Source organism: Xanthobacter lutulentifluminis (assembly GCF_043194675.2).
GTDB lineage: Bacteria > Pseudomonadota > Alphaproteobacteria > Rhizobiales > Xanthobacteraceae > Xanthobacter.
Window position 1 is genome coordinate 3,887,289 of the sequence record NZ_CM195525.1, and the last position, 22,445, is coordinate 3,909,733.

The following is a 22,445-nucleotide window of genomic DNA, read 5'->3' on the forward strand; positions in this document are numbered from 1 at the left end:
GTCATGAGCGGCCTCCGGGCCGTGGCCCGGGCGCGTTCGCGGATGCCATCGCCCGCATGGCGCCCGCGCGGAGACGAGCACGCGTGCAGAAGGGCACGCGTTCCGAAGGGCCGGTCAGTCGCAGTGCTCCAGCAGGGGCTCGCGGCCGATGAGGCGGGCGAGCTGGCGCAGCCGGTTCTGCACCCGGTCGTTCACCAGCGCCGCGAGGTCGCGCGGCACGCCCAGCACCAGCTGGTCCTCGCGCACCGCCAGCGGCATGCGCGGCAGGATGCCCGGCATGGCCGCGGAGAGCACGTAGGCGACGCGCATGGCCGCCCCGAGGATGCGGGCGCGGTCGAGCATGCCGGTGGTCAGCAGCTCGAGGATGCGCGTTTCGGATTCATCCGCCCCGAGGCCCATGTGCCGGAAATAGACCGACAGCGCCACATAGGCCCGGCCCGGGTGGTCGATGCCGCTGAGCGCCGCGTGGGCGATCATGTTCAGGCTCTGCTCGCCGCGGTAGTCGGGATGGGCGCGCCAGCTCACGTCGGCCAGCAGGCAGGCGGCGCGGCGCAGGCGCCGCTCGTCGTCCGCTTCCTCCAGCACCGGGGCGGAGGCGAAGAAGGCGTCCGTCCAGCCCACCAGATCCTCGCCGTGGCGCGGCGAGCGGGAGCGCAGCACGTTCATCTCGGCCGCCGCCACCAGCAGCGGGTCCCGCGCGCGCTCGGCCTCGCCGAGCAGCGAATAGAGCAGGCCCTCGCGCACGCCGAGGGCGGAGATGACCACCTCCGCCGGCTTGCCCTGCCGCACGATGTTCTCCAGCACCAGCGCGCCATAAGCCAGCAACGGCCGGCGGGCGTCGGAGATCACGTCGATATGGGCGAGGGCGTCGGCGTCGGCCCGGTGCACGATGCGCGTGAAGTCCAGCGCCTCGCGGGCGGGGATCACGTAGCCGTGCATCACGTGCAGCGGATAGCCCTTGGTGAACATGTGCAGCCGCGCCAGCGCGCGCCAGGTGCCGCCCACCGCGTAGAAGGTGCGGCCGGCAAGGCTGCCCAGCACCTCCGCTTCGGGGATGGTATCGCGCACGATCTTCTCGGCCTTGCGGGTCGAGCGGGACGAGCGGTCCTGAAGTGCGAGGCCGCCGAGGGGCAGGGTGACGCCGGTGCCGATCGCCCGGCCCTTCACGTCCACCAGCTCCAGCGAGCCGCCGCCGAGGTCGCCGACGATGCCGTCCGGCGCATGGACGCCGGCCACCACGCCGCAGGCCGCAAGCTCGGCCTCGCGCCGCCCGGTGAGCAGCTCGATGGGCGTGCCGCAGATCGCCTCGCACTCGGCGATGAAGGCGGGGCCGTTCTCCGCATCGCGCGCGGCGGCGGTGGCGAGGGCATGGACCTGCCCCACCTCCATGGCGTCGCACAGCGCGCGAAAGCGCCGCAGCGCCGCCAGCGCCCGGTCCACTGCATCCTGCGCGAGCCGGCCGGTGGAGAGCACCTCCCGGCCGAGCCCGCACAGGGCCTTTTCGTTGAAGATGGGCGTCAGCGCCCGGTCAAGCGCCTCGTAGACCACGAGGCGGACCGAGTTGGAGCCGATGTCGATGACGGCGATGGGCGCGGTCGACGCGAGCCGGCCCGGCGCGCGCTCCCGCCCCTCGCCGTGCTCAGCGCCGGACAAAGAGGCTGCGCGGCGAAGAATCTTTGAGAGACTTTCCACGTCCAGACAAGCTCGGGTTCGTCATGAAATACTGATGGGCGTTGAACGGTTCCTCGCCCGCGGCCGGGACTATGCGTTCGGACGCGCCATCCGGCAACACCCGCCAGCTCTGCTGGTTGTCGATAAGGTTGGCGACCATGATCTGGTCGAGCACCTGCTCGTGCACCGTCGGATTGGTGATGGGGCAGAGCGTCTCGACCCGGCGGTCGAGGTTGCGCGGCATCAGGTCGGCGGAGGAGATGTAGACCACCGCGCTCGGGCTCGGCAGGCCATGGCCGGCGCCGAAGCAATAGATGCGGGAGTGCTCCAGGAAGCGCCCGACGATGGACTTCACCCGGATGTTCTCGCTGAGGCCGGGGATGCCGGGCCTCAGGCAGCAGATGCCGCGGATGACGCAGTCCACCTGCACGCCGGCGGCGCTCGCCTCGTACAGGGCGTCGATGATCTCGGGGTCCACCAGCGAGTTGCACTTCAGCCAGATGGCGGCCGGGCGGCCGGCGCGGGCGAACTCGATCTCGTCGGCGATGTGCTTCAGCAGCCGCGGCTTGAGGCCGGTGGGCGAGACCGCCATGGCGTCCAGCTCGCCGGGGGTGGCATAGCCGGTGATGAAGTTGAAGATGCGCGCCACGTCCTGCGCGATCACCGGGTCGGCCGTGAAGAAGGACAGGTCGGTGTAGATGCGCGCGGTGATGGGGTGGTAGTTGCCGGTGCCCACATGGACGTAGGTGGCGAGCTGCGAGCCCTCGCGCCGCACCGCCATGGACAGCTTGCCGTGGGTCTTCAGCTCGATGAAGCCGAACACCACCTGCACGCCGGCGCGCTCCAGGTCGCGGGCCCAGCGGATGTTGGCTTCCTCGTCGAAGCGGGCTTTGAGCTCCACCAGCGCGGTCACCGACTTGCCGGCCTCCGCCGCCTCGGCCAGCGCCTTCACGATGGGGCTGTCGGAGGAGGTGCGGTAGAGGGTCTGCTTGATGGCGACGACGTTGGGGTCGCGGGCGGCCTGGCGAAGGAACTGAACCACCACGTCAAAGGATTCATAAGGGTGGTGAACCAGAATGTCCTTCTCGCGAATGGCCAGAAAGCAGTCGCCGCCATGGTCGCGGATGCGCTCGGGAAATCGCGCGTTGTAGGCCTGGAACTTCAGGTCCGGCCGGTCCACCGAGACCAACTGCGAGAATTCGTTGAGGGCGAGCACGCCCTCCACCACGAAGATCTCGTCGTCGTTCACGCCCAGCTCGCGGGCCACGAACAGCCGCAGCTCCTCCGGCATGGCGGCGTCGGCCTCCATGCGGATCACCTCGCCGTAGCGGCGCTGCTTCAGTGCGGTCTCGAACAGGCGGACGAGGTCTTCCGCCTCCTCCTCGATTTCAAGGTCGCTGTCGCGGATGACGCGGAACACGCCCTGGCCCTTCACCGCATAGCCCGGGAACAGGCGCGAGATGAACAGGCCGATCATCTGCTCGAGGGTGATGAAGCGCAGGAGGCCGGGGGCGGTGTCGGGCAGGCGGATGAAGCGGTCCACCTTGGCCGGAATGCGGATCAGCGCGTTCATGCCCCGCCCGTCCGTCTGCCGCACCAGCTGCAGGGCGAGCGAGAAGCCGAGGTTGGGAATGAAGGGGAACGGGTGGGCCGGGTCGATGGCCAGCGGGGTCAGCACCGGGAACACGTAGTTGAGGAAGTGCCGCTCCAGCGCCGCGAGGTCCTCGGTGGTCGCCTCGGCTCCGTCCACCAGCACGATGCCGGCGCCGGCCAGCTCGCGCCGCAGCTCGCGCCAGCGGGACTGCTGGTCGAAGATCAGCCGGGCGGCGCTGGCGAGGATGGTGACGAGCTGCTCGGAGGGGGTGAGCCCGTCCGGGCTCGGCGTCTGCACACCCTCGCGCACCTGCTCCTTCAGGCCGGCGACGCGGACCATGAAGAACTCGTCGAGGTTGTTGGCCGAGATGGAGAGGAAGCGCAGCTGTTCCAGCAGCGGATGGTTGCGGTTGGCCGCCTCTTCCATCACCCGCCGGTTGAAGTGCAGCCAGGAAATCTCGCGGTTGATGAACCGGGCCGGAGATTGCGCCAGCGCAATCGCATCCGCGACGTCGGCCGGGATCTCGGCCTCGGACAGAGCGACAGCCTCGTTCACACCCATACTCGGTCCCCCGCGTTTCGGCCGGACCATGGCCGCGTTACATGACTACTCTATGACGCTTCCTTGGCGTCAATCCTCTTCCTCGTGGGCGCCCGGCTGAAGCTGCTCGCGCAGCACCTGCGCCGCAAGGCTCCGCGTCACCGGACGGTGCGCCGCGAGCGCGGCGGCGTCGAGGGCATCCACCACTTTCTTGGCCCCGGCCACGGTCCGCTGCATGCGCAAGAGGAGGTACTGGACGGTCGCCTCGTCCACGCTCAGCTGGCGATCGGCGAACAGCTTCACCAGCACCGCCGCGAGCAGCGCATCGTCGGCCGGGGCGATCTCGAACACCGGGATGGCGCGCAGGCGCGAGGCGAGGTCGGCGGTGGCCAGCGCGAAGCCGGAGGGGGGCGTGCGCGCGGTCATCAGCAGGAACGCCTGCTGCTCGCGCGCGAGGTTGAGGAGGTGGAACAGGGCCGCCTCGTCGAAGGAGCCGCCCTCCAGGTCCTCCAGAACCAGCGCGCCGGAGGCGAGGGTGGCGGGCACTCCCTCGCGCGTGAGGGCGCGCGCGGGCAGCACCGGCGCGCCCGCACGCTCGGCGAAGATGGCGGCGAGATGGCTCTTGCCCGCGCCCTCCGGCCCGACGAGGCAGACCACGCGGGCCGGCCAGTCGGGAAAGGCGTCCACCAGCGCGAGCGCGGCCGCATTGCCGGGGGCGGCGAGGAAATCCTCGCGCCTGAGCGCCGGCAGCGCCGCCGGCAGCTCCAGCGGCAGCTGGCGCGGGCGTCCGTCTTTCTCCGCCATGGGTCAGGGCGTCCCGGACGGGGGCAGGGCGGCATCGTCCCCGCCCTGGTAGAGGGAAGACTGCATGTAGCGGGTGATGGCGAAGCGCACGAGCACCCCGCCCACCGCCGTCAGCGGCACCGCCAGCAGGAGCCCGACGAAGCCGAACAGGTAGCCGAAGGCGAACAGGGCGAACATCAGCCACACCGGATGCACGCCGATGCTGTCACCCACCAGCTTGGGCGAGAGCACGTAGCCTTCGATGGTCTGGCCGGCGATGAAGATGGCCAGCACGGTGCCGATCATCCCCCAGTCCGGGAAGAACTGGACGATGGCGACGCCCATGGCCAGCACGAAGCCTGTGAGCGAGCCCACATAGGGAATGAAGGTGATGACGCCGGAGACGATGCCGATGAGCAGGCCGAAATTCAGCCCGGCCATGGTCAGCGCCACGGCATAGAAGGTGCCGAGCAGCAGGCACACCATGGCCTGCCCGCGCACGAAGCCGGCCACCGCCATGTCCATGGAGCGGGCGAGGTCGCGCACCACCGGGCGGTGCGGCACCGGCACCAGGCTGTCCACGAACGACACCATGCCGTTCCAGTCGCACAGGATGTAGAACACAACCACGGGTGTAACCACCAGCAGCGCGAACAGCGAGATGAGCGCCTGCCCGCCGGACCACACCGAGGAGAGCAGCCCCAGCAGGTGGGTGACGCCCTGGGTCATCAGGTCGGAGATGGAGCGCTGCATGTCGGGCAGGCGGTCGCCGACGATGCCGCTCAGCCACTCGCGGTTCTCTTCCGTCAGCAGACCCTGCAGGCGCGCCACGTAGGAGGGCAGGCGCTGGATGAACTCGAACAGCTGCGAGGACAGGATGGGCAGCGCCAAGAGGAAGAACAGCATCACCACCAGCAGCATGATCCCCACCACCACCAGGGCGGAAAGGGTGCGGGCGATGCCGATGCGCTCGAGGCGCGCCACCACGGGATTGAGGAAATAGGCCAGCACGATGCCGGCCACGAATGGCAGCAGGATGCCGCTCAGCAGCCACAGGGACGCTGCCGTCAGCACCAGGGCGCCGATCCAGAAGCGGATCTGGAACTGGACCGGCATGGCATCTCCCCGGTCTTCGGGTTCCGGGCGGGCGGGCGGCCGCGCGCCCGCGCCCGGTGCGGATCCCTCCGCCGCCCGAAGGCGCCGGGGGTCACGTTCGCCGGAGCGCTCGCCGTCGATCACTTCGCCGCGGGTTGCTTCACCGCGGGTCACTTGGCCATGTGGCGCGTCCATGCGGCGAGATAGGCAGCGGCGGAAAGGCCCGTCAAGAGGCCGACCATCACCTGCCCCAGCCCGGTGAGGCCCGGCACCGCGATCCCGAAGCCGGAGGAGGCCAGCACGAAGGCGGCGAAGGCGATCTGCACCGCGGTGTTCACCTTGGAGATGAGCAGCGGGCTGATGGTCACCGGCTTCGCCATCACCAGCGACAGCACCACCGCGCCGACGATCATCACGTCGCGCGAGACCACGGCGATGGCGACCCAGCGCGGAATCATCTCCGCCACCGCCAGCGAGACGTAGATGGAGACGAGCAGCGCCTTGTCGGCCACCGGGTCCAGATAGGCGCCGAGCTCGGTCTGCATGTTGAAGCGCTTGGCGATGAAGCCGTCGAGCGCGTCCGAGACGCCGGCCGCCAGGAACAGCCAGAAGGCGAGGGCGTACTCGCCGGAGGCGATCGCCCACACCACCGCCGGAACCAGCAGGATGCGCAGCAGTGTCAGAATGTTCGGCAGGCTCACCTGAGGCCTCCGTGCCGTCGTCCGCCGACCGGTCCGTCCGGCCGGGTCAGGCGCTGATGCGCTCGATCTCCGCGCCGCAGCGCGAGAGCTTCTCCTCCAGCTTCTCGAAGCCGCGGTCCAGGTGGTAGACGCGCTGGACCATCGTCTCGCCCTCGGCGGCGAGGCCGGCGATGACGAGGGAGACCGAGGCCCTAAGGTCGGTGGCCATCACCGGCGCGCCGGTCAGGCGCTCCACGCCCTCCACGGTGGCGGTGTCGCCGTCCAGATGGATGCGGGCGCCGAGCCGGGCCAGCTCCTGCACGTGCATGAAGCGGTTCTCGAAGATGGTCTCGGTGATGCGCGCGCGGCCCTTGGCCCGGGTCATCAGGGCCATGAACTGGGCCTGCAGGTCGGTGGGGAAGCCGGGGAAGGGGGCGGTGGTCACGTCCACCGGCTGGATGCCGGCGCCGTTGCGGCGCACGCGGATGCCCTCGTTGGTGGCGTCGATCTCCGCCCCGGCGTGCCGCAGCACGTGGAGCGCGTCCTCCAGCAGGTCCGGCCGGGCGCCGGCGAGCATCACGTCGCCGCCGGCCATGGCGGCGGCCATGGCGTAGGTGCCGGTCTCGATCCGGTCCGGCAGCACGGAATGGCGGGCGGCGCGCAGGCGCGGCACGCCTTCCACATAGATGGTGGGCGAGCCTGCCCCCTCGATCCGCGCGCCCATCTTGATGAGGCAGTCGGCCAGATCGACGATCTCGGGCTCGCGGGCGGCGTTCTCGATCACGCTCTCGCCGCGGGCGAGGGCGGCGGCCATGAGCGCGGTGTGGGTGGCGCCCACCGAGACCTTGGGGAAGCTGATGCGAGCGCCGGTCAGGCCCTTGTGGGCCTTGGCGATGACGTAGCCGGCGTCGATCTCGATGTCGGCGCCGAGCGCGCGCAGGGCATCGAGGTGGAAATCCACCGGCCGGGTGCCGATGGCGCAGCCGCCGGGCAGCGAGACCCGCGCCTCGCCCATGCGCGCCACCAGCGGGCCAAGCACCCAGAACGACGCGCGCATGCGCGAGACCAGATCGTAGGGCGCCACGGTGTCGACGATGACGCGCGCGTCGATCTCCAGCGTCTGGCCGGCGAACGGATCGTCGCCGTTGCGCTTGCCGTTGGTGGTGATGTCCACGCCGTGATTGCCGAGAATGCGCTGCAGCAGCGCCACGTCCGCGAGGCGCGGCACGTTCTCGAGAATCAGCTTCTCCTCGGTGAGCAGGCTGGCGATCATCAGCGGCAGGGCGGCGTTCTTGGCACCGGAAATGGGAATGGTGCCCTTGAGCTCGTGCCCGCCGACGATGCGAATCTTGTCCATGCCTGCCTGTCCCTCCTGTCGGCGCGTGCCCCCCAAGCCGGCCGAGCGCGGATTTAAGGGAGAAGCTCTAGCCCGCCTCGCCGTCCGGCACAATCTTGGCGTCAGGGACTGACGGCGCCGCGCTACCGTCCGCCGGCTCGTTTTCACCGCTTTTCGCTGCCGGGGCTGTCGCGGGCGGCGTCGCGGCGCCGGTTGCGGCGGGATCGTTCCGCGCGTTGCCCCCGGCAGGCTCGCCGGCGCGGCGCGCGCGCGCCTGGGTCTTGCGACGCTGCAGGTTGGCCCTGAGCGCGGCGGCGAGGCGATCCGATCGGTCGTTGGTCCCGGACATGACAGGTGCAGTAACGGCGCGGCGGAGGCGGCGCAAGACGGCGGCTGGAGCGGCCTTGCTGGCCTTGCCGCGGGGAGTGTGCTAACGAGCCGCATTGCCGGGCTGGGGCAGGGCGCGTCCGAAAGCCCCCGGCGACGGCGTTCCGGGTGGGGAAAATCCGGCCGAAATTCGCTCCTCTCTTGCGATGGAGGGGCTGGGCACGGCGGAAAAAAGGCATTATGCCCTCCTCCAGCCGCCGAACGGCAACGGGTTTATCCGAACAACGAGGGTTGCATCGATGAGTGACATCGCCGAGCGGGTGAAGAAGATCGTCGCGGAGCATCTGGGGGTCGAGGCCGAGAAGGTCACGGAAAGCGCTTCCTTCATCGACGATCTCGGCGCCGACAGCCTCGACACCGTGGAACTCGTGATGGCCTTCGAGGAGGCCTTCAACTGCGAGATCCCGGACGATGCCGCCGAGACCATCCTGACCGTGGGTGACGCGATCAAGTTCCTGGAAAAGAACGCCGCTTGATCCTCACGCGTGTCTAATTCGACGGTCGCGCGGCGCATGGCGCCCGCGGCCGTTGTTGCACCGGGCCGGGCGCCCCGCGCGGCGTCGGCCCGCCTTCCGGAGTTTTCCCCATGAGACGTGTTGTCGTCACCGGCCTCGGCATGGTGACGCCGCTCGGCTGCGGCGTCGAGCCGACCTGGCGGCGGCTCATCGCCGGCGAGAGCGGCGTGAAGGCGGTCGAGCATTTCGATGTGTCGGATCTCGCCTGCAAGATCGCGGCGAACATTCCCCGCGGCGACGGGACCGACGGCACCTACAATGCCGACCAGTGGATGGAGCCCAAGGAGCAGCGCAAGGTCGACGAGTTCATCGTCTTCGCCATGGCCGCTGCGACCCAGGCGCTGGATGATGCCGGATGGCATCCCTCCACCTACGAGGACCAGATCAACACCGGCGTCCTCATCGGCTCCGGCATCGGCGGCATCGAGGGCATCGCCGACGCGGCCCTGCTGCTGAAGGATCGCGGCCCCCGCCGCATCTCCCCCTTCTTCATCCCCGGCCGGCTCATCAACCTCGCCGGCGGCTACGTCTCCATCGCCCACGGGCTGAAGGGCCCGAACCACGCGGTGGTCACGGCCTGCTCCACCGGCGCCCACGCCATCGGCGACGCCGGCCGGCTGATCGCGCTCGGCGATGCGGACGTGATGGTGGCCGGCGGCACCGAATCGCCGGTGAACCGCCTGTCCATTGCCGGCTTCGCCGCCTGCAAGGCGCTCTGCACCTCCTTCAACGACGACCCCACCCGCGCCTCGCGCCCCTATGACAAGGACCGCGACGGCTTCGTCATGGGCGAGGGCGCCGGCGTGGTGGTGCTCGAGGAGCTGGAGCACGCCAAGGCGCGCGGCGCCAAGATCTATGCCGAGCTGGTGGGCTACGGCCTCAGCGGCGACGCCTACCACATCACCGCGCCCTCCATGGATGGCGACGGCGCCTTCCGCTGCATGTCGGCGGCGCTGAAGCGGGCCGGCATCACCCCCGACGAGATCGACTACATCAACGCCCATGGCACCTCCACCATGGCCGACGAGATCGAGCTCAAGGCGGTGGAGCGGGTGCTGGGCAACGCGGCGGGCAAGACGGCCATGTCGTCCACCAAGTCGTCCATCGGCCACCTTCTGGGTGCCGCGGGCGCGGTGGAGGCCATCTTCTCCATCCTCGCCATCCGCGACCAGATGGCGCCGGGCACGCTCAACCTCGACAACCCGTCGGTGGAGACGCCGATCGATCTGGTGCCGCTGAAGGCGAAGCCCCGCAAGATCGATGCGGTGCTCTCCAACTCCTTCGGGTTCGGCGGCACCAACGCCTCGCTCGTCTTCCGCCGCCACGACGCGTGACGACAGACGGATCCGGCCGCGCCTTTCGGGGCCGGATCCCACGCGCACCCGGCCCCGGATCGGGGCCGGCCGCTCCGGCGCCTGTCTCCGGTGCGGACCCGCGGTCCGGATCATGACCCGTTGACCATGTCGCGCACGTCATCGATCGCTCGTCGTGACCTGCGGGAACGTGCCGCCGTTGCGCCTGAATGTGCCGCTAGCTAGCGATCCGGGCGGCGGAACTGCGGCGCGATGACCCGGCGCCAGCCTGCGCCGATGACAGGGGAACCCGGTATGGCCGAGTCCAACGACGGATCACCGAAATCCGCAATGCCGGACGGCGTGGACCCGCATGCGGCCGCGCCCCGTCCCGATGCGCCCCCCGCGGCCGCCCCCGAGGTAAAGGCCCCCGAGGTGAAGGTGCCGGGCGCTGGAGACGCGGCCTCGGCGGCGCCCACGCCCCGCGTGCCGACGGCCGATGACGCCCCCGCGGCAAAGCCCGCGCCGGAAATCCATTCGCCGCTGCTGCCGCAGGCAAAGCCAGCGGCCGGCGCCGCCCCCGCCGTGCCGCCCCAGGCTGCCGCCAACCCTGCCGGCGCGCCGGCCACGGATGCCCCGGCATCTGCCGCCCAGCCAGCCGCCAAACCTGCGGGCAAAGCCACGGCGAAGCCCGCCGGCCGCGCCGCGCGCAAGGCGGAGGCCGAGGCCGCGAAGGCGCTCCGCCCCTCGCGCAGCGCGCGGCATCCGGCCGTCACCATCCTCAGCGGCCTGTTCACCTTCCTTCTGTTCCTCGGCGTCGGCGGCGGTCTCGCGGTCTGGTACGCGGAGCGCGCCTTCTACGATCCCGGTCCGCTCACCGCGGAAAAGGTGGTGAACATCCCGCGCGGCGCGGGCGTGCGCGACATGGGCGACATCCTCGAGCGCGAGGGGGTGATCAGCAATTGGCTGCTGTTCGTGGTGGGCCAGCGCCTGACGCGCGAGGATGCGAAGCTCCAGGCCGGCGAATACGTGTTCAAGCCCGGCCAGTCGGCCGCGAGCGTCATCGACACCATCGCCTCCGGCAAGGTGGTGCAGCATCAGGTGACCATTCCCGAGGGGCTCACCAGCCAGCAGGTGGTGAAGCGCCTGATGGACAACGACCTGCTCACCGGCACGCCGGCGGTCCCGCCCGAGGGCACGCTCCTGCCCGAGACCTACCGCATCCGCCGCGGCCAGCCGCGGGAGGAGGTGCTGCAGCAGATGGCCGAGGCCCAGCGCAAGCTGCTCGCCACCATCTGGGCCAAGCGCGCCAGCGACCTGCCGGTGCGCACGCCGCAGGAGCTGGTGGTGCTCGCCTCCATCGTCGAGAAGGAGACCGGCCTTGCCGAGGAGCGGCCGAAGGTGGCCGCCGTGTTCGTCAACCGCCTCAACAAGAAGATGCGGCTGCAGTCGGACCCGACCATCATCTATGGCATCGTCGGCGGGCGTGGCTCGCTGGGCCGGCCCATCACCCGCACCGACATCTCCACCCCGACCGCCTACAACACCTATGCGGTGGACGGGCTGCCCCCCGGCCCCATCTGCAATCCCGGCCGCGATGCCCTGATGGCGGTGGCCAACCCGCCCCGCACCAAGGATCTGTTCTTCGTTGCGGACGGCACCGGCGGCCACGCCTTCGCCGAGACGCTGAACGACCACAACAAGAATGTCGCCCGCTGGCGCGCCATCGAGCAGGGCAATGCTGCCCCGGCCTCGCCTGGTGCGCAGTCGGTGCCGCCCCCGGTGGCGCCGGCCGGGCAGGGCACCGCCAACTAGGCCGGGAGAGACCGCCTCATCTGGCCGGTGGCGGCCGGATGCCGGCCGGCCGCGACAGCCGTCGGCGGCGCTGCTAGAGGTGGACGGCCCGGCTCCGCGCGGGCGCGGAGCGCAGCTTTCCCGCCGGCCAGCCGCCTTTCCGGCCCCCGCCTTCCGCCCGCCATCCCGGCGGCGCAACGGAAGGCGCTTTCCGTCCCGGCATTGTCGCGCGACAATGCCCCAGCATCCCAAGCGCGGGCCGCCCGCGGGAGTGACCATGAAGCGTGCCGCCGTTTCCCGGGACCGACTGCCGGTCCATGCCCCTCTCGCCAGCATGACGGGCTTTGCCCGCGTCCCCGGCTCGCACGGGCCGTGGCGCTTCGGCTGGGAGGTGCGCTCGGTGAACGGCAAGGGGCTGGACCTTCGGCTGCGCCTGCCGCCCGGCTTCGAGGCGCTGGAGGCGGACGTGCGCACCCGCACCGGGCAGGTGCTCACCCGCGGCTCGGTCTCCGCCACCCTCACCGCCACCCGCGAGGGCGACACCAGCACCGTGCGCGTCAACCAGCCGGCGCTGGAGGCGCTCTACCGCGCCCTGACCGAGAGCGCGGCGCGCCTCGGCGCTCCCGCGCCCACCCTGGACGGGCTGCTTGGCGTGAAGGGCATGGTGGAGATCGCCGAGGCCGAGGACAGCGAGGAGGAGCACCGCGCCCTCATGTCCGCCGTGCTCGCGGGCTTCGACCGCGCGCTGTCCGAGCTCGGCGGGATGCGCGCCCGCGAAGGCGAGGCGCTCAACGTCATCCTCACCGAGCGGCTGGATGCCATCGCCACCCTCGTCGGCCGCGCCGAGCGCCTGCCCGAGCGTGGCGTCGAGGCGGTGAAGGCCCGCATCGCCGAGCAGGTGCGCGTGCTGATGGAGGCCGCCGCCCTCGATCCGGAGCGGCTGCACCAGGAGGCGGTGCTCGCCGTCACCCGCGCCGACGTGCGCGAGGAGCTGGACCGCCTCACCGCCCATCTCGCCGCCGCCCGCGAGCTGCTGGCCACCGGCGGCCCGGCCGGCCGGCGGCTGGATTTCCTGGCCCAGGAGTTCAACCGCGAGGCGAACACCCTGTGCTCAAAGTCCAATTCCGTGGCGCTGACGCAGATCGGGCTTGACCTGAAGCTGCTGGTGGACCAGTTCCGCGAGCAGATCCAGAACCTCGAGTGAGCGCCCGCCCGATGCCCAACTCCACCTCGTCCACCGTGTCGTCGCACTTCGCGCTGCCGGGCTGGAAGCCCGGCGCGGGCGTGCTGGCACGGCGCGGGCTGATGCTGGTGCTGTCCTCGCCGTCGGGGGCGGGCAAGACCACCCTGTCGCGGCGGCTGCTGGCCAGCGACGAGCGCATCACCATGTCGGTCTCCGTCACCACCCGCGCCCCGCGGCCGGGCGAGGAGGACGGCAAGGACTATTTCTTCGTGGACGTGCCCACCTTCCATCGCATGCGCGAGGAAGGCGAGCTGCTGGAGCACGCCACCGTTTTCGAAAACCTCTACGGCACCCCCCGCGGCGCGGTGGAGGCGGCGCTGTCCGCCGGGCGCGACGTGCTGTTCGACATCGACTGGCAGGGCACCCAGCAGCTGGGCGAGAGCGCGCAGCAGGATCTGGTGAAGGTCTTCATCCTGCCGCCCACCGCCGCCGACCTGGAGCAGCGCCTGCGCTCGCGGGCCCAGGACAGCGAGGAGGTGGTGCGCCAGCGCATGGCCAAGGCCTCGGACGAGATCAGCCACTACACCGAATACGACTACATCATCATCAACCACGACGTGGACGACAGCCTCGCCAAGCTCACCGCCATCCTGCAGGCGGAGCGGCTGAAGCGCCGCCGGCTCACCGGCCTGTCCAGCTTCGTGAAGGGCCTGCGCGACGCGCTCTAGCGGGAAGATGGAGAACGCGAGAACCGATCTGCTCTCGATGCGGTCGGATCGTCGCCTGCTCGGGTGACGCTACCATTCCGGCTTCTGCGGCAGTCCGTCCGTGATCTCGTAGTAGTCGGACTTGGACGCCACGAAGATATGCTCGGCGAGGCGGACCCCGGTCGGCCGGTCGAGCGTGCCGGCGGTGACGAAGACCTCTGCGTCCCCGGCCCGCTTCCAGAAAAGATTGCCGCCGCAGCGCGTGCAGAAGCCCCGCTCGGTGCCCGGCGACGAGGCGAACCAGCCGAGAGTATCGTCTGCCGTCAGGACGAGGTCCTCGTGCCGGCAGCTGGTCATGGCGGCGAAGTTGCCGCTGGTGCGGGCACACTGGGAGCAGTGGCAGGCGAGCACCGGTGTCATCTCGCCCGCAATCGAGTACCGCACGCCGCCGCAGAGGCAGCCACCCTGGCGCATCGCCATGTTCCCTCCGTGCCGGTCTTGAGGCCGCAGGCCGGCATGCCTGCCGTCGCGCGGCCTACTTCTCCACCGCGATGACGCGGCCCCGGTCCACGGCAAGGGCGAGGCGACCGGCCTTCAGCGCCAGCGCCCGGTCGCCGAACAGCTCCCGCCGCCAGCCCTTCAGCGCCGGCACGTCGGCCTCGTCGCTCACGGCGATGCGCTCCAGGTCCTCGGTGGTGGCGATCACCTTGGCGGCCACCGCATTCTGCTCCGCGGTCATGCGCAGCAGCACCTTGAGCAGTTCCACCGTGGCGCTGGCGCCGTTGGGCAGCGCCTTGTCGCGCTCGATGCGGGGCAGGGACTTGGGATCGCGCGCGAGGCCGCGCTTCACCGCCTCCACCACCGCCTCGCCGTAGCGCGAGCGTTCGAACCCCTTGGGCACCGAGCGCAGCTCGGCGAGCCGTTCCGGGGTCTGCGGCTGCTGCAGGGCGATCTCGCCGATCACCTCGTCCTTGATGACGCGGCCGCGCGGCAGGTCGCGGGTCTGCGCCTCGCGCTCGCGCCAGGCAGCGACCTCCACCAGCACGGCAAGCTCGCGCGGCTTGCGCACGCGGGACTTCAGCCGCTCCCAGGCGGTGTCGGGGCTCTGCTCGTAGGTGGCGGGGGAGGTGAGGACGTGCATCTCCTCGCCCACCCACTCGGCGCGCCCGCGCGCCTCGAGGTCGGACGTAAGCTTGATGTAGATGTCCCGCAGGTGGGTGACGTCGGCGATGGCGTAGGTCACCTGCGGGGCGCTGAGCGGGCGGCGCGACCAGTCCGTGAAGCGCGACGACTTGTCGAGGCTGTGGCCGGTGATGCGCTGGACCAGCTGGTCGTAGGAGATGCTGTCGCCGTAGCCCAGCACCATGGCCGCCACCTGGGTGTCGAACACCGGATGCGGGATGAGGCGGGCCTGATGCCAGATGATCTCGATGTCCTGCCGGCCGGCGTGGAACACCTTCATCACCCGGTTGTTCGCCATCAGGCGATAGAACGGCGCAAGGTCGAGCCCCTCGGCCAGCGCGTCGATGAGGATGGCCTCGTCGGGCGAGGCCACCTGCACCACGCAGAGCTTCGGCCAGAAGGTGGTTTCCCTCAGGAATTCCGTGTCGACGGTGACGAAGGGATGGCGGGCGAGGCGCTCGCAGGCCGCGGCCAGCGCCTCGGTCGAGGTGATCGGATCCATGGCCGGACAATAGCCATGCTGTGCCGCCGGGAAAAGGGAATGTGGCGCGATTTTGTCACGCGGCTGCGGTGCGGGCGAGCCGGAGGGCCACCTCGGGCGGCGCCGGACGGCCCAGCAGGAAGCCCTGCAGGTGGGTGCACCCCTCCGCCACCATGATGCGGCGCTGGCCCTCGGTCTCGATTCCCTCGGCGGTGCAGCCGAGGCCGAGGGTGCGGGCGAGGCTGACGATGGCGCGCACGATGGCGACGCTCTGGGGGGAGCGCTCCACCTCCTCGACGAACGACTGGGCGATCTTGATGCGGCCGATGCTGAGGGTGCGCAGATAGGCGAGCGAGGAATAGCCGGTGCCGAAATCGTCCAGCGAGACGGTGATTCCCTCCGCCTGGAACCGCTCCAGCGCCCCGCGCACGGTGGCCTCCGGGCTGAGCAGGATCGATTCGGTGATCTCCACCTCCAGCCGGTGCGGCGGCAGGCCGGAGGCCTCCAGCGCCGCCTTCACCTGCGCCGGCGCCTGGCCGTTGCGGAACTGCACGGGGGACAGGTTCACCGAGATGAACAGGTCGTCGGGCCAGGTGGCGGCGGCCCGGCACGCCTCGGCGAGCACCCAGGCGCCGAGCGGCACGATGAGGCCGGTCTCCTCCGCCAGGGGAATGAAGGCGTCGGGGTGGATCAGGCCGCGCTCGGGGTGCTGCCACCGCGCCAGCGCCTCGAAGCCGGCGAGGCGGCCCGAGGTCGCCTCGAAGATGGGCTGGTAGACGAGGAAGAACTGCGCCGCCCGCCAGGCCTGCAGCAGGTCGAGCTCCAGCTGGCGGCGCTGCCGTGCGCGCCGCTCCATCGCTTCCTCGAAGAGCCGGGCGACGCCGCGCCCCTCGCTCTTGGCCCGGTAGAGGGCGAGATCAGCGTTCTTCATCAGCTGGACGAGGCTGGCGCCGTCGCGCGGGGCGAGGGCGACGCCGGCGCTGCCGCCGCCGACGATGCGGTGGTGGCCGAGCTCGAACGGCGCATGCAGGGCGGCCAGCAGGCCATCGGCGAAGGCCAGCGCGGCGACATTGTCGGGGCTGGCGTCCCGGGGCTGCGTGCGCACCACCGCGAACTCGTCGCCGCCGAACCGCGCCACCATGTCCCGCGGTCCAAGGCAGGCGCTGATGCGGGCGGACATCTCCACCAGCATCGCGTCGCCGGCGTCATGGCCGAGGGTGTCGTTGACGGCCTTGAAGCCGTCGAGGTCGAGGAACAGCAGCGCCAGCGGCTCCGGCATGGGGGCTTTCAGCCGCGCCTCCAGCGTCTCGGTGAAGGCGAGGCGGTTCGGCAGGCCGGTCAGCGGGTCGAGCCGCGCCATGGCGTGCTGGGCGGCGGCGAACGCGTGCTCGCGCGCGAGGTGCTGGGCGACGCCGTAGCCGATGACGGCGATGGCGCAGCACAGCAGGGCGGCGGCGAGCATCTGCGGCATGGCCCGCTGCATCAGCAGCGTGTCCACCGCCGACCAGCTGTCGCTCGCCACCACCGCCAGCGGCAGCCGGGCCACCTTCTGGACCGCGGCGAGGCGCGGCTTCTCGTCGAGGGCGCCGGCCGGCAGGTTGCCGCTCTCGGAGGGCGAGAAGACCGCGGCCGCGAGGCGCGCGCGCATGGCGGGGTCGGGCACCTGCGGTCCGGCGCTGGCCGGCGCGCGGGCGAGCAGCGCGCCATCGTCCCGCACCAGGGCGATCATGCCGTCGCTGCCGAGCTTCACGGCGGCGTAGAACCGCTCGAACACGGATTGCTCCAGGGCACCCAGCGTGACGCCGAGGAAGCGCCCCTCACGGGTGGCGATGCGCCGCGCGAGGTAGATGATGACCGCATCGGTGGTGCGGCTGCGCATGGGCTCGCTGATGAAGGACGGCGGGCCTTTCATGCTCGCGAGCGCCCGGAAATAGCCGCGGTCCGCCAGGTTGACCTGGGGCGGGGGCCAGTCGCGGGAGCTGTTCAGCAGGCGCCCGTCGGTGTCGACGATGCCGATGGCATCCACGTGGGGAAAGGGGATGATCTTCTCGCGCATCACCACGTGCATGGTCTGCGTGCCCATGACGGTGCGCAGCTGCGAGGGGCGGTCGACCCCTTCCTCCTCCAGCTGGTCGATCAGCCCGTCCTCGATCAGGTCGAGGCTCTCGAACACGCGGGCGCTGTGCTCGGCGAGGGTCTGGGCGAGATTGGCGAGCTCGCGGCGGCGGTCGTCGATGCCGTCCTGCCGGGCGTGGCTCACGAAGCCGGCGGTGAAGGCGATGATGCCGAGGATGAGCGCGCCGGCCACCGCATAGGCCCAGGCGCTGCCCGACGGACCTCGCTCACGCGCGCTGCGGGGCGCCCGCTCCGGTCGGTCTGGCCTGTCCATGGCACCCTCGTTCCGCCACGCCTGCGCAGCAGCTGCAGGGCTTGGCCTTGGCCATGCTAGCATGTTCGTTCGCACCCTGAACAGGAGTGCGTGCTTGACAAGGGGCGGGGCGCATGCACCTTCGCCCCCGCCTCAGACGCGGATGCCCGTGCCGCGGCGCGCGCCTTGTCGCGCCCGGGACGGATCGGGGCCCAGGGCGTCCGGCGCGCGCCGTAGCGGCAGCGCGCTCGATGTCCGGGCACCGGGCCCGCCGCCCCGCGTCGCCTCTCTTCTGCCTTGAAAGGGCGAGCCATGCACCGTTACCGCTCCCATACTTGCGGCGCGCTTTCGACCGCCGAGGTGGGCGAGATCGTGCGCCTGTCCGGCTGGTGCCACCGCATCCGCGACCATGGCGGCGTGCTGTTCATCGACCTGCGCGACCATTACGGCCTCACCCAGGTGGTGGTGGACCCCGACAGCCCGGCCTTCAAGGGCGCCGAGAAGGCGCGCTCCGAGTGGGTCATCCGCATCGACGGCAAGGTCCGCCTGCGCCCCGAGGGCACCGAGAATCCGGACCTGACCACCGGCGCCATCGAGGTCTACGCCACCGACCTCGAGGTGCTGGGCCCGGCGGCCGAGCTGCCCCTGCCGGTGTTCGGCGATGTGGAATACCCGGAGGAGACGCGGCTCAAGTACCGCTTCCTGGATCTTCGCCGCGAGAAGCTCCACCGCAACATCATGACCCGCGGCGCCATCATCGACGCCATGCGCCGGCGCATGAAGGACCAGGGCTTCTTCGAGTTCCAGACGCCGATCCTCACCGCCTCCTCGCCGGAGGGCGCGCGCGACTTCCTGGTGCCGAGCCGCCTGCACCCCGGCAAGTTCTATGCGCTGCCGCAGGCGCCGCAGCAGTACAAGCAGCTCATCATGATGAGCGGCTTCGACCGCTACTTCCAGATCGCGCCCTGCTTCCGCGACGAGGACCCGCGCGCCGACCGCCTGCCGGGCGAGTTCTACCAGCTCGACCTGGAGATGAGCTTCGTCGAGCAGGAAGACGTGTTCGCCGCCATGGAGCCGGTGATCACCGGCGTGTTCGAGGAGTTCGCCGGCGGCAAGCCGGTGACGCAGAACTGGCCGCGCATCCCCTATGCCGAGTCGCTGCGCAAGTACGGCACCGACAAGCCGGACCTGCGCAACCCGCTCGTCATGCAGAACGTCTCCGACCACTTCCGCGGCTCCGGCTTCAAGGTGTTCGCCCGCATGCTGGAGGTGGAGAAGAACCAGGTGTGGGCCATTCCCGCCCCCGGCGGCGGCTCGCGCGCCTTCTGCGACCGCATGAACTCCTGGGCGCAGGGCGAGGGCCAGCCGGGCCTTGGCTACATCATGTGGCGGCAGGAAGGAACTTCGGCTGAGGCGATGGGCAAGGGGGAGGATGGCCGTGCCCTCGCGCAAAACACACAGCATTTGAAGCCGGGCGAGGCAGCTTGGATTCCCACGACTCAGGTCGTGGGCGCCGGCCCGCTCGCCAACAACATCGGCCCCGAGCGCACCGAGGCGATCCGCGCCCAGCTGGGCCTCAAGGCCGGCGATGCCGCCTTCTTCGTCGCCGGCGACCCGGACAAGTTCGTGAAGTTCGCCGGCCTTGCCCGCACCAGGGTGGGCGAAGAGCTGAACCTCATCGACAAGGACCGCTTCGAGCTGGCCTGGATCGTCGACTTCCCCTTCTACGAGTATTCGGAGGAGGAGAAGAAGGTGGACTTCTCCCACAACCCCTTCTCCATGCCGCAGGGCGGTCTTGAGGCGCTGAACACGCAGGACCCGCTCACCATCAAGGCGTTCCAGTACGACATCGCCTGCAACGGCTACGAGATCGCCTCCGGCGGCATCCGCAACCATCGCCCCGAGGCCATGGTGAAGGCGTTCGAGCTCGCCGGCTATGACGAGGCGACCGTTGTGGAGCGTTTCGGTGGCATGTATCGCGCGTTCCAGTACGGCGCCCCGCCCCATGGCGGCATGGCGGCGGGCGTGGACCGCATCGTCATGCTCCTGTGCGGCACCACCAACCTGCGCGAGATCTCGATCTTCCCCATGAACCAGCAGGCCCTCGACCTGCTCATGGGCGCGCCCAACGAGGCGAGCCCGAAGCAGCTGCGCGAGCTTCACATTCGCCCGGCGCCGCAGCCGAAATAAGGTGTAGTGTTCGCTCCGGGGAGACGCGAGCGCCGCGCGCACGACGCGGCCGGCCCTCCCCGGAGGAATGCCCCCATGCGGAATGTCTCTACCTGGCTGGTTGTCGCGGCGCTTCTCTCGCCGGTCCCGGCGCTCGCGCAGGATGCCGGCCTCGCCCAGAAGGCGGTGACCCTTTCCGTCGCTCCCGGCCTCGACGGCCGCATCAGCCGGATGATCGGCGAGGCCGTCGCCAAGCTGCCCGCCGACAAGCAGGCGCAGGCGCGCGCCGACCTGACCAAGGCATCCGTGGGCATCCGCGAGGATCTGGTCAGCGTCTTCTCCAGCTATTACGCGCGCTCCTTCACCGCCGACGAGCTGAAGGCCATCGTCGCCTTCTTCGAGAGCCCGGTGGGCAAGAAGCTGGTGCAGGTGGAAGAGAACAAGCCGGCCGAGGTGAACACGGCCATCCAGCAGCAGATCATGAAGATGGTGGCGGCCGCCAACGCCGCCCGCTGACCGGCACGGCCCGGGCGGCGCTGGCTGCCGTCCGGGCCGGATGCGTCAGGGCCGGAAGCGTCAGGGCTTGGTGGCGGTCGCCGACAGGGTGAAGGCCTCCAGCAGCACCGAGGGATCGCTCGACAGCGCCAGCGCCAGCGCCGGCACGCGCCCCTTCGGCGTGGCGGTGATGGTGAGCGTGCCGGGATCGCGCAGGAAGGCCACGACAGCGCTGCCCACCGGCGCGATTTCCGGCGAGGCCGTGGACAGCTCGGCGGCGATGCCCTCGGCCAGCGACACCAGCTCTTCCCGATAGGCGTCCACGCTCACGCCGTCCGCGGCGGCGAGCTGGGACAGGACGAGGCGCGTCATGCCGAGATCGGTGATGGTCAGCTTCACCGGCCCGGCCGCCACCCCCGGCAGCGCCGTGAGAATGCCCGAGGGATCGGCGAACACCGTGTCGGGCACATCCTCCAGCGTGCTCTCCAGGTTCACGCGGAAGGCGTCCTTCACCTCGGTGGAGACCGGGGCGAGGGTGAGGCGGCGGTCGTTGATGTCGTAATGCGCTTTCAGCGCCATGGAGACGGTGGCGCGCGAGAAGCCGGCGGCGGCGAGGGTGTTGAACGGCTCGCCGTCCTCGGGACGGATCGGGCCGGAGACGCCGTCCAGCGTGAAGTCGAGATAGGACGGCAGCGCCCCCAGCGAGCCGCCCCACGACAGGGCGAAGGTGCCCACCTTCACGGTCTCGGTGGGTGCTGGACCCTCGCCGTGGGGCACTTCCAGCCCCTTCATCTCGATGCCCGAGAACGCCTTGAACACCAGCAGGGCCGTCAGGGGCGACGGAGAGTCGGCCTCGGCGGACAGCCGCGCCAGCTGGTTGAAGTCCAGCTGGCGGACGGCGAAGCGCGCCATCTTGCCGGTGCCGGCGCCGGGCGTGACACCTTCCACCCCCTCGAGGGTGAAGCCGTCCAGCACTCCTCCGGTCAGCCCCTCGAGCCGCAGCGAGGCGATGCGCCCGGTCTCGCCCTGGAATTCCGAGGTGGCGCGGGTGATGGCGATGGTGCCGAAGGCGATCCCGTTGACGAGATCGCGCGACAGCTCGGTCAGGCGGCGGTTGTCCTCCGGCGAGAGGTTGGGCGCCTTGCGGCCGAGGGCGTCCAGCGCCGCGAGGCGGGAGACGTCGAACGCCGCGGGCCGGATGGCGAGGTTCTCCACCAGGAGCGCCGCCGCCCCGTGGGACGGGCCGTTCTCCTGCTTCACCGAATAGGGACCGGTGACGAGCTTGCCGTAGAGCCGGCCATAGGCCTCCGCCGCCTTGCCCGCGGGCCCGCCCGGCTGGGTCATCAGGAGCAGGGGCGCGGTGTCCACCTGCGCGGCGACCAGCCCGTCCACCTGCCCGGTGACGCGGCCCGGCGCGGCCGGCTTCGCGGCATCCCCCTGCGCCGCGCCGGTGCCCGCGGGCTGGTCCGCGCCGGTCGCGGGCGGGGTGAAGGCGTAGGTCACGCGGTCCACCACCATGCTGCGGATGGCACCGGCATTCACGCCTTCCGCCGCGAAGTTGCGATAGGCCAGCTCGGCCTGGGGAGCGCCGGCCGGGGCGATCTGCACCCGCGCCTCGGGAACGGTCACCTTGGCGGCGGTGGTGGCGGCCAGCTGCCGCAGCGCCACCCTGAGCGCGCCATAGGGGCCGTCGCCCTCGCCGGCGGCGATCAGCGTCATGGGGCCGTTGTAGCGGTCGATCATCACCTGCGGCAGGGAATAGGTGATGGTGCCGCCGGCGGCCGAATCACCAGTGACGGTGATCTCCACCCCATCGAGGTCGAGCGCCTCCAGCGTCACCCGGCGATCCACCGGCCGCTCGCCGCCGCGGGCGGAGAGGCGGTCCACCTTCACCCGCGCGCCGCCGTCGGGCGAGATGACCGAGATGCCGGTGACGGTGATTCCCATCTCGCGCGGGTTGAAGGTGGCATCGGCGAAGGCCGCGCGCGCGCCGGTCTGGCGAATGCCCGCGAACGCTGCGTCCACCTCGGCGCGGACGCGGGTGCGGGACCATTCCAGGAAGCCGAACCAGCCGGCCGCCCCCAGCGCCGCCACCACCGCGACGCCGCCGGCGATCCGCGCCACGTTTTTCCCGTTCATGCCTGTCTCCCCGGTCATCCTGCACCGCAGCTAA

General features: G+C 70.7%; 18 protein-coding genes. 7 read left to right on the forward strand and 11 right to left on the reverse strand.

Annotated elements, in window-relative coordinates; genetic code table 11:
* Nucleotides 1–114 precede the first annotated feature (114 nt).
* The 7 genes from ppx to V5F49_RS17865 all read right to left on the reverse strand — a co-directional run bounded on the left by ppx (nucleotide 115) and on the right by V5F49_RS17865 (nucleotide 8,048).
* Nucleotides 115–1,653, reverse strand: a complete 1,539-nt coding sequence (ppx, locus tag V5F49_RS17835) for an exopolyphosphatase (RefSeq protein ID WP_394116884.1) — start codon at nucleotides 1,651–1,653, stop codon at nucleotides 115–117.
* Nucleotides 1,640–3,826: an RNA degradosome polyphosphate kinase gene (locus V5F49_RS17840; protein WP_394116885.1), complete on the reverse strand. Its 2,187-nt coding sequence runs from the start codon at nucleotides 3,824–3,826 to the stop codon at nucleotides 1,640–1,642. Before V5F49_RS17840 ends, ppx begins: the two co-directional genes overlap by 14 nt.
* Before the next feature lie 69 nt (nucleotides 3,827–3,895).
* On the reverse strand, nucleotides 3,896–4,609 hold the full coding sequence (locus V5F49_RS17845) for an HdaA/DnaA family protein (protein ID WP_394116886.1): 714 nt from the start codon (nucleotides 4,607–4,609) through the stop codon (nucleotides 3,896–3,898).
* Nucleotides 4,610–4,612: 3 nt separating this feature from the next.
* Nucleotides 4,613–5,704 (reverse strand): AI-2E family transporter, encoded by a 1,092-nt coding sequence (locus tag V5F49_RS17850; RefSeq protein ID WP_394116887.1) that lies wholly within the window; start codon nucleotides 5,702–5,704, stop codon nucleotides 4,613–4,615.
* 149 nt (nucleotides 5,705–5,853) lie between these two features.
* A complete protein-coding gene (locus V5F49_RS17855) occupies nucleotides 5,854–6,384 on the reverse strand; it encodes a CDP-alcohol phosphatidyltransferase family protein (protein WP_394116888.1) in 531 nt (176 codons plus the stop codon).
* A 46-nt stretch (nucleotides 6,385–6,430) separates the two neighbouring features.
* Entirely contained in the window at nucleotides 6,431–7,720 is a 1,290-nt protein-coding gene (gene murA, locus V5F49_RS17860) for a UDP-N-acetylglucosamine 1-carboxyvinyltransferase (protein ID WP_394116889.1), read from the reverse strand.
* Nucleotides 7,721–7,787: 67 nt separating this feature from the next.
* Complete coding sequence (locus tag V5F49_RS17865) at nucleotides 7,788–8,048, reverse strand: hypothetical protein (RefSeq protein WP_394116890.1); 261 nt, start codon at nucleotides 8,046–8,048, stop codon at nucleotides 7,788–7,790.
* A 277-nt stretch (nucleotides 8,049–8,325) separates the two neighbouring features.
* Between V5F49_RS17865 and V5F49_RS17870 the strand changes: the two genes are divergently transcribed.
* The 5 genes from V5F49_RS17870 to gmk all read left to right on the forward strand — a co-directional run bounded on the left by V5F49_RS17870 (nucleotide 8,326) and on the right by gmk (nucleotide 13,598).
* The gene (locus V5F49_RS17870; protein WP_393982473.1) at nucleotides 8,326–8,562 is read left to right on the forward strand and encodes an acyl carrier protein; all 237 of its coding nucleotides are present in this window, start codon (nucleotides 8,326–8,328) and stop codon (nucleotides 8,560–8,562) included.
* A 110-nt stretch (nucleotides 8,563–8,672) separates the two neighbouring features.
* Nucleotides 8,673–9,935, forward strand: a complete 1,263-nt coding sequence (fabF, locus tag V5F49_RS17875) for a beta-ketoacyl-ACP synthase II (protein ID WP_394116891.1) — start codon at nucleotides 8,673–8,675, stop codon at nucleotides 9,933–9,935.
* A gap of 273 nt (nucleotides 9,936–10,208) precedes the next feature.
* A complete protein-coding gene (mltG, locus tag V5F49_RS17880) occupies nucleotides 10,209–11,708 on the forward strand; it encodes an endolytic transglycosylase MltG (RefSeq protein WP_394116892.1) in 1,500 nt (499 codons plus the stop codon).
* A gap of 256 nt (nucleotides 11,709–11,964) precedes the next feature.
* Nucleotides 11,965–12,891, forward strand: coding sequence for a YicC/YloC family endoribonuclease (locus V5F49_RS17885; protein ID WP_394116893.1), 927 nt, complete (start codon nucleotides 11,965–11,967; stop codon nucleotides 12,889–12,891).
* A gap of 11 nt (nucleotides 12,892–12,902) precedes the next feature.
* Nucleotides 12,903–13,598: a guanylate kinase gene (gmk, locus tag V5F49_RS17890; RefSeq protein ID WP_394116912.1), complete on the forward strand. Its 696-nt coding sequence runs from the start codon at nucleotides 12,903–12,905 to the stop codon at nucleotides 13,596–13,598.
* Between the two features lie 69 nt (nucleotides 13,599–13,667).
* Here the strand turns inward: gmk and V5F49_RS17895 are convergent, their stop codons facing one another.
* From V5F49_RS17895 to V5F49_RS17905, 3 genes are read right to left on the reverse strand one after another with little or no spacing between them, the layout of a single operon-like run.
* Nucleotides 13,668–14,057, reverse strand: coding sequence for a GFA family protein (locus tag V5F49_RS17895; RefSeq protein ID WP_394116894.1), 390 nt, complete (start codon nucleotides 14,055–14,057; stop codon nucleotides 13,668–13,670).
* A 55-nt stretch (nucleotides 14,058–14,112) separates the two neighbouring features.
* A complete protein-coding gene (gene rnd, locus V5F49_RS17900) occupies nucleotides 14,113–15,261 on the reverse strand; it encodes a ribonuclease D (protein WP_394116895.1) in 1,149 nt (382 codons plus the stop codon).
* A gap of 55 nt (nucleotides 15,262–15,316) precedes the next feature.
* Nucleotides 15,317–17,629 (reverse strand): putative bifunctional diguanylate cyclase/phosphodiesterase, encoded by a 2,313-nt coding sequence (locus V5F49_RS17905; RefSeq protein ID WP_394116896.1) that lies wholly within the window; start codon nucleotides 17,627–17,629, stop codon nucleotides 15,317–15,319.
* 291 nt (nucleotides 17,630–17,920) lie between these two features.
* Here V5F49_RS17905 and aspS point away from each other — a divergent pair, with 291 nt between their 5' ends.
* A complete protein-coding gene (aspS, locus tag V5F49_RS17910; protein ID WP_394116897.1) occupies nucleotides 17,921–19,798 on the forward strand; it encodes an aspartate--tRNA ligase in 1,878 nt (625 codons plus the stop codon).
* A 75-nt stretch (nucleotides 19,799–19,873) separates the two neighbouring features.
* Nucleotides 19,874–20,293 (forward strand): DUF2059 domain-containing protein, encoded by a 420-nt coding sequence (locus V5F49_RS17915; RefSeq protein ID WP_394116898.1) that lies wholly within the window; start codon nucleotides 19,874–19,876, stop codon nucleotides 20,291–20,293.
* Nucleotides 20,294–20,353: 60 nt separating this feature from the next.
* Here V5F49_RS17915 and V5F49_RS17920 read toward each other — a convergent pair whose 3' ends face one another.
* The gene (locus tag V5F49_RS17920) at nucleotides 20,354–22,411 is read right to left on the reverse strand and encodes an aq_1923 C-terminal domain (protein WP_394116899.1); all 2,058 of its coding nucleotides are present in this window, start codon (nucleotides 22,409–22,411) and stop codon (nucleotides 20,354–20,356) included.
* Nucleotides 22,412–22,445 lie beyond the last annotated feature (34 nt).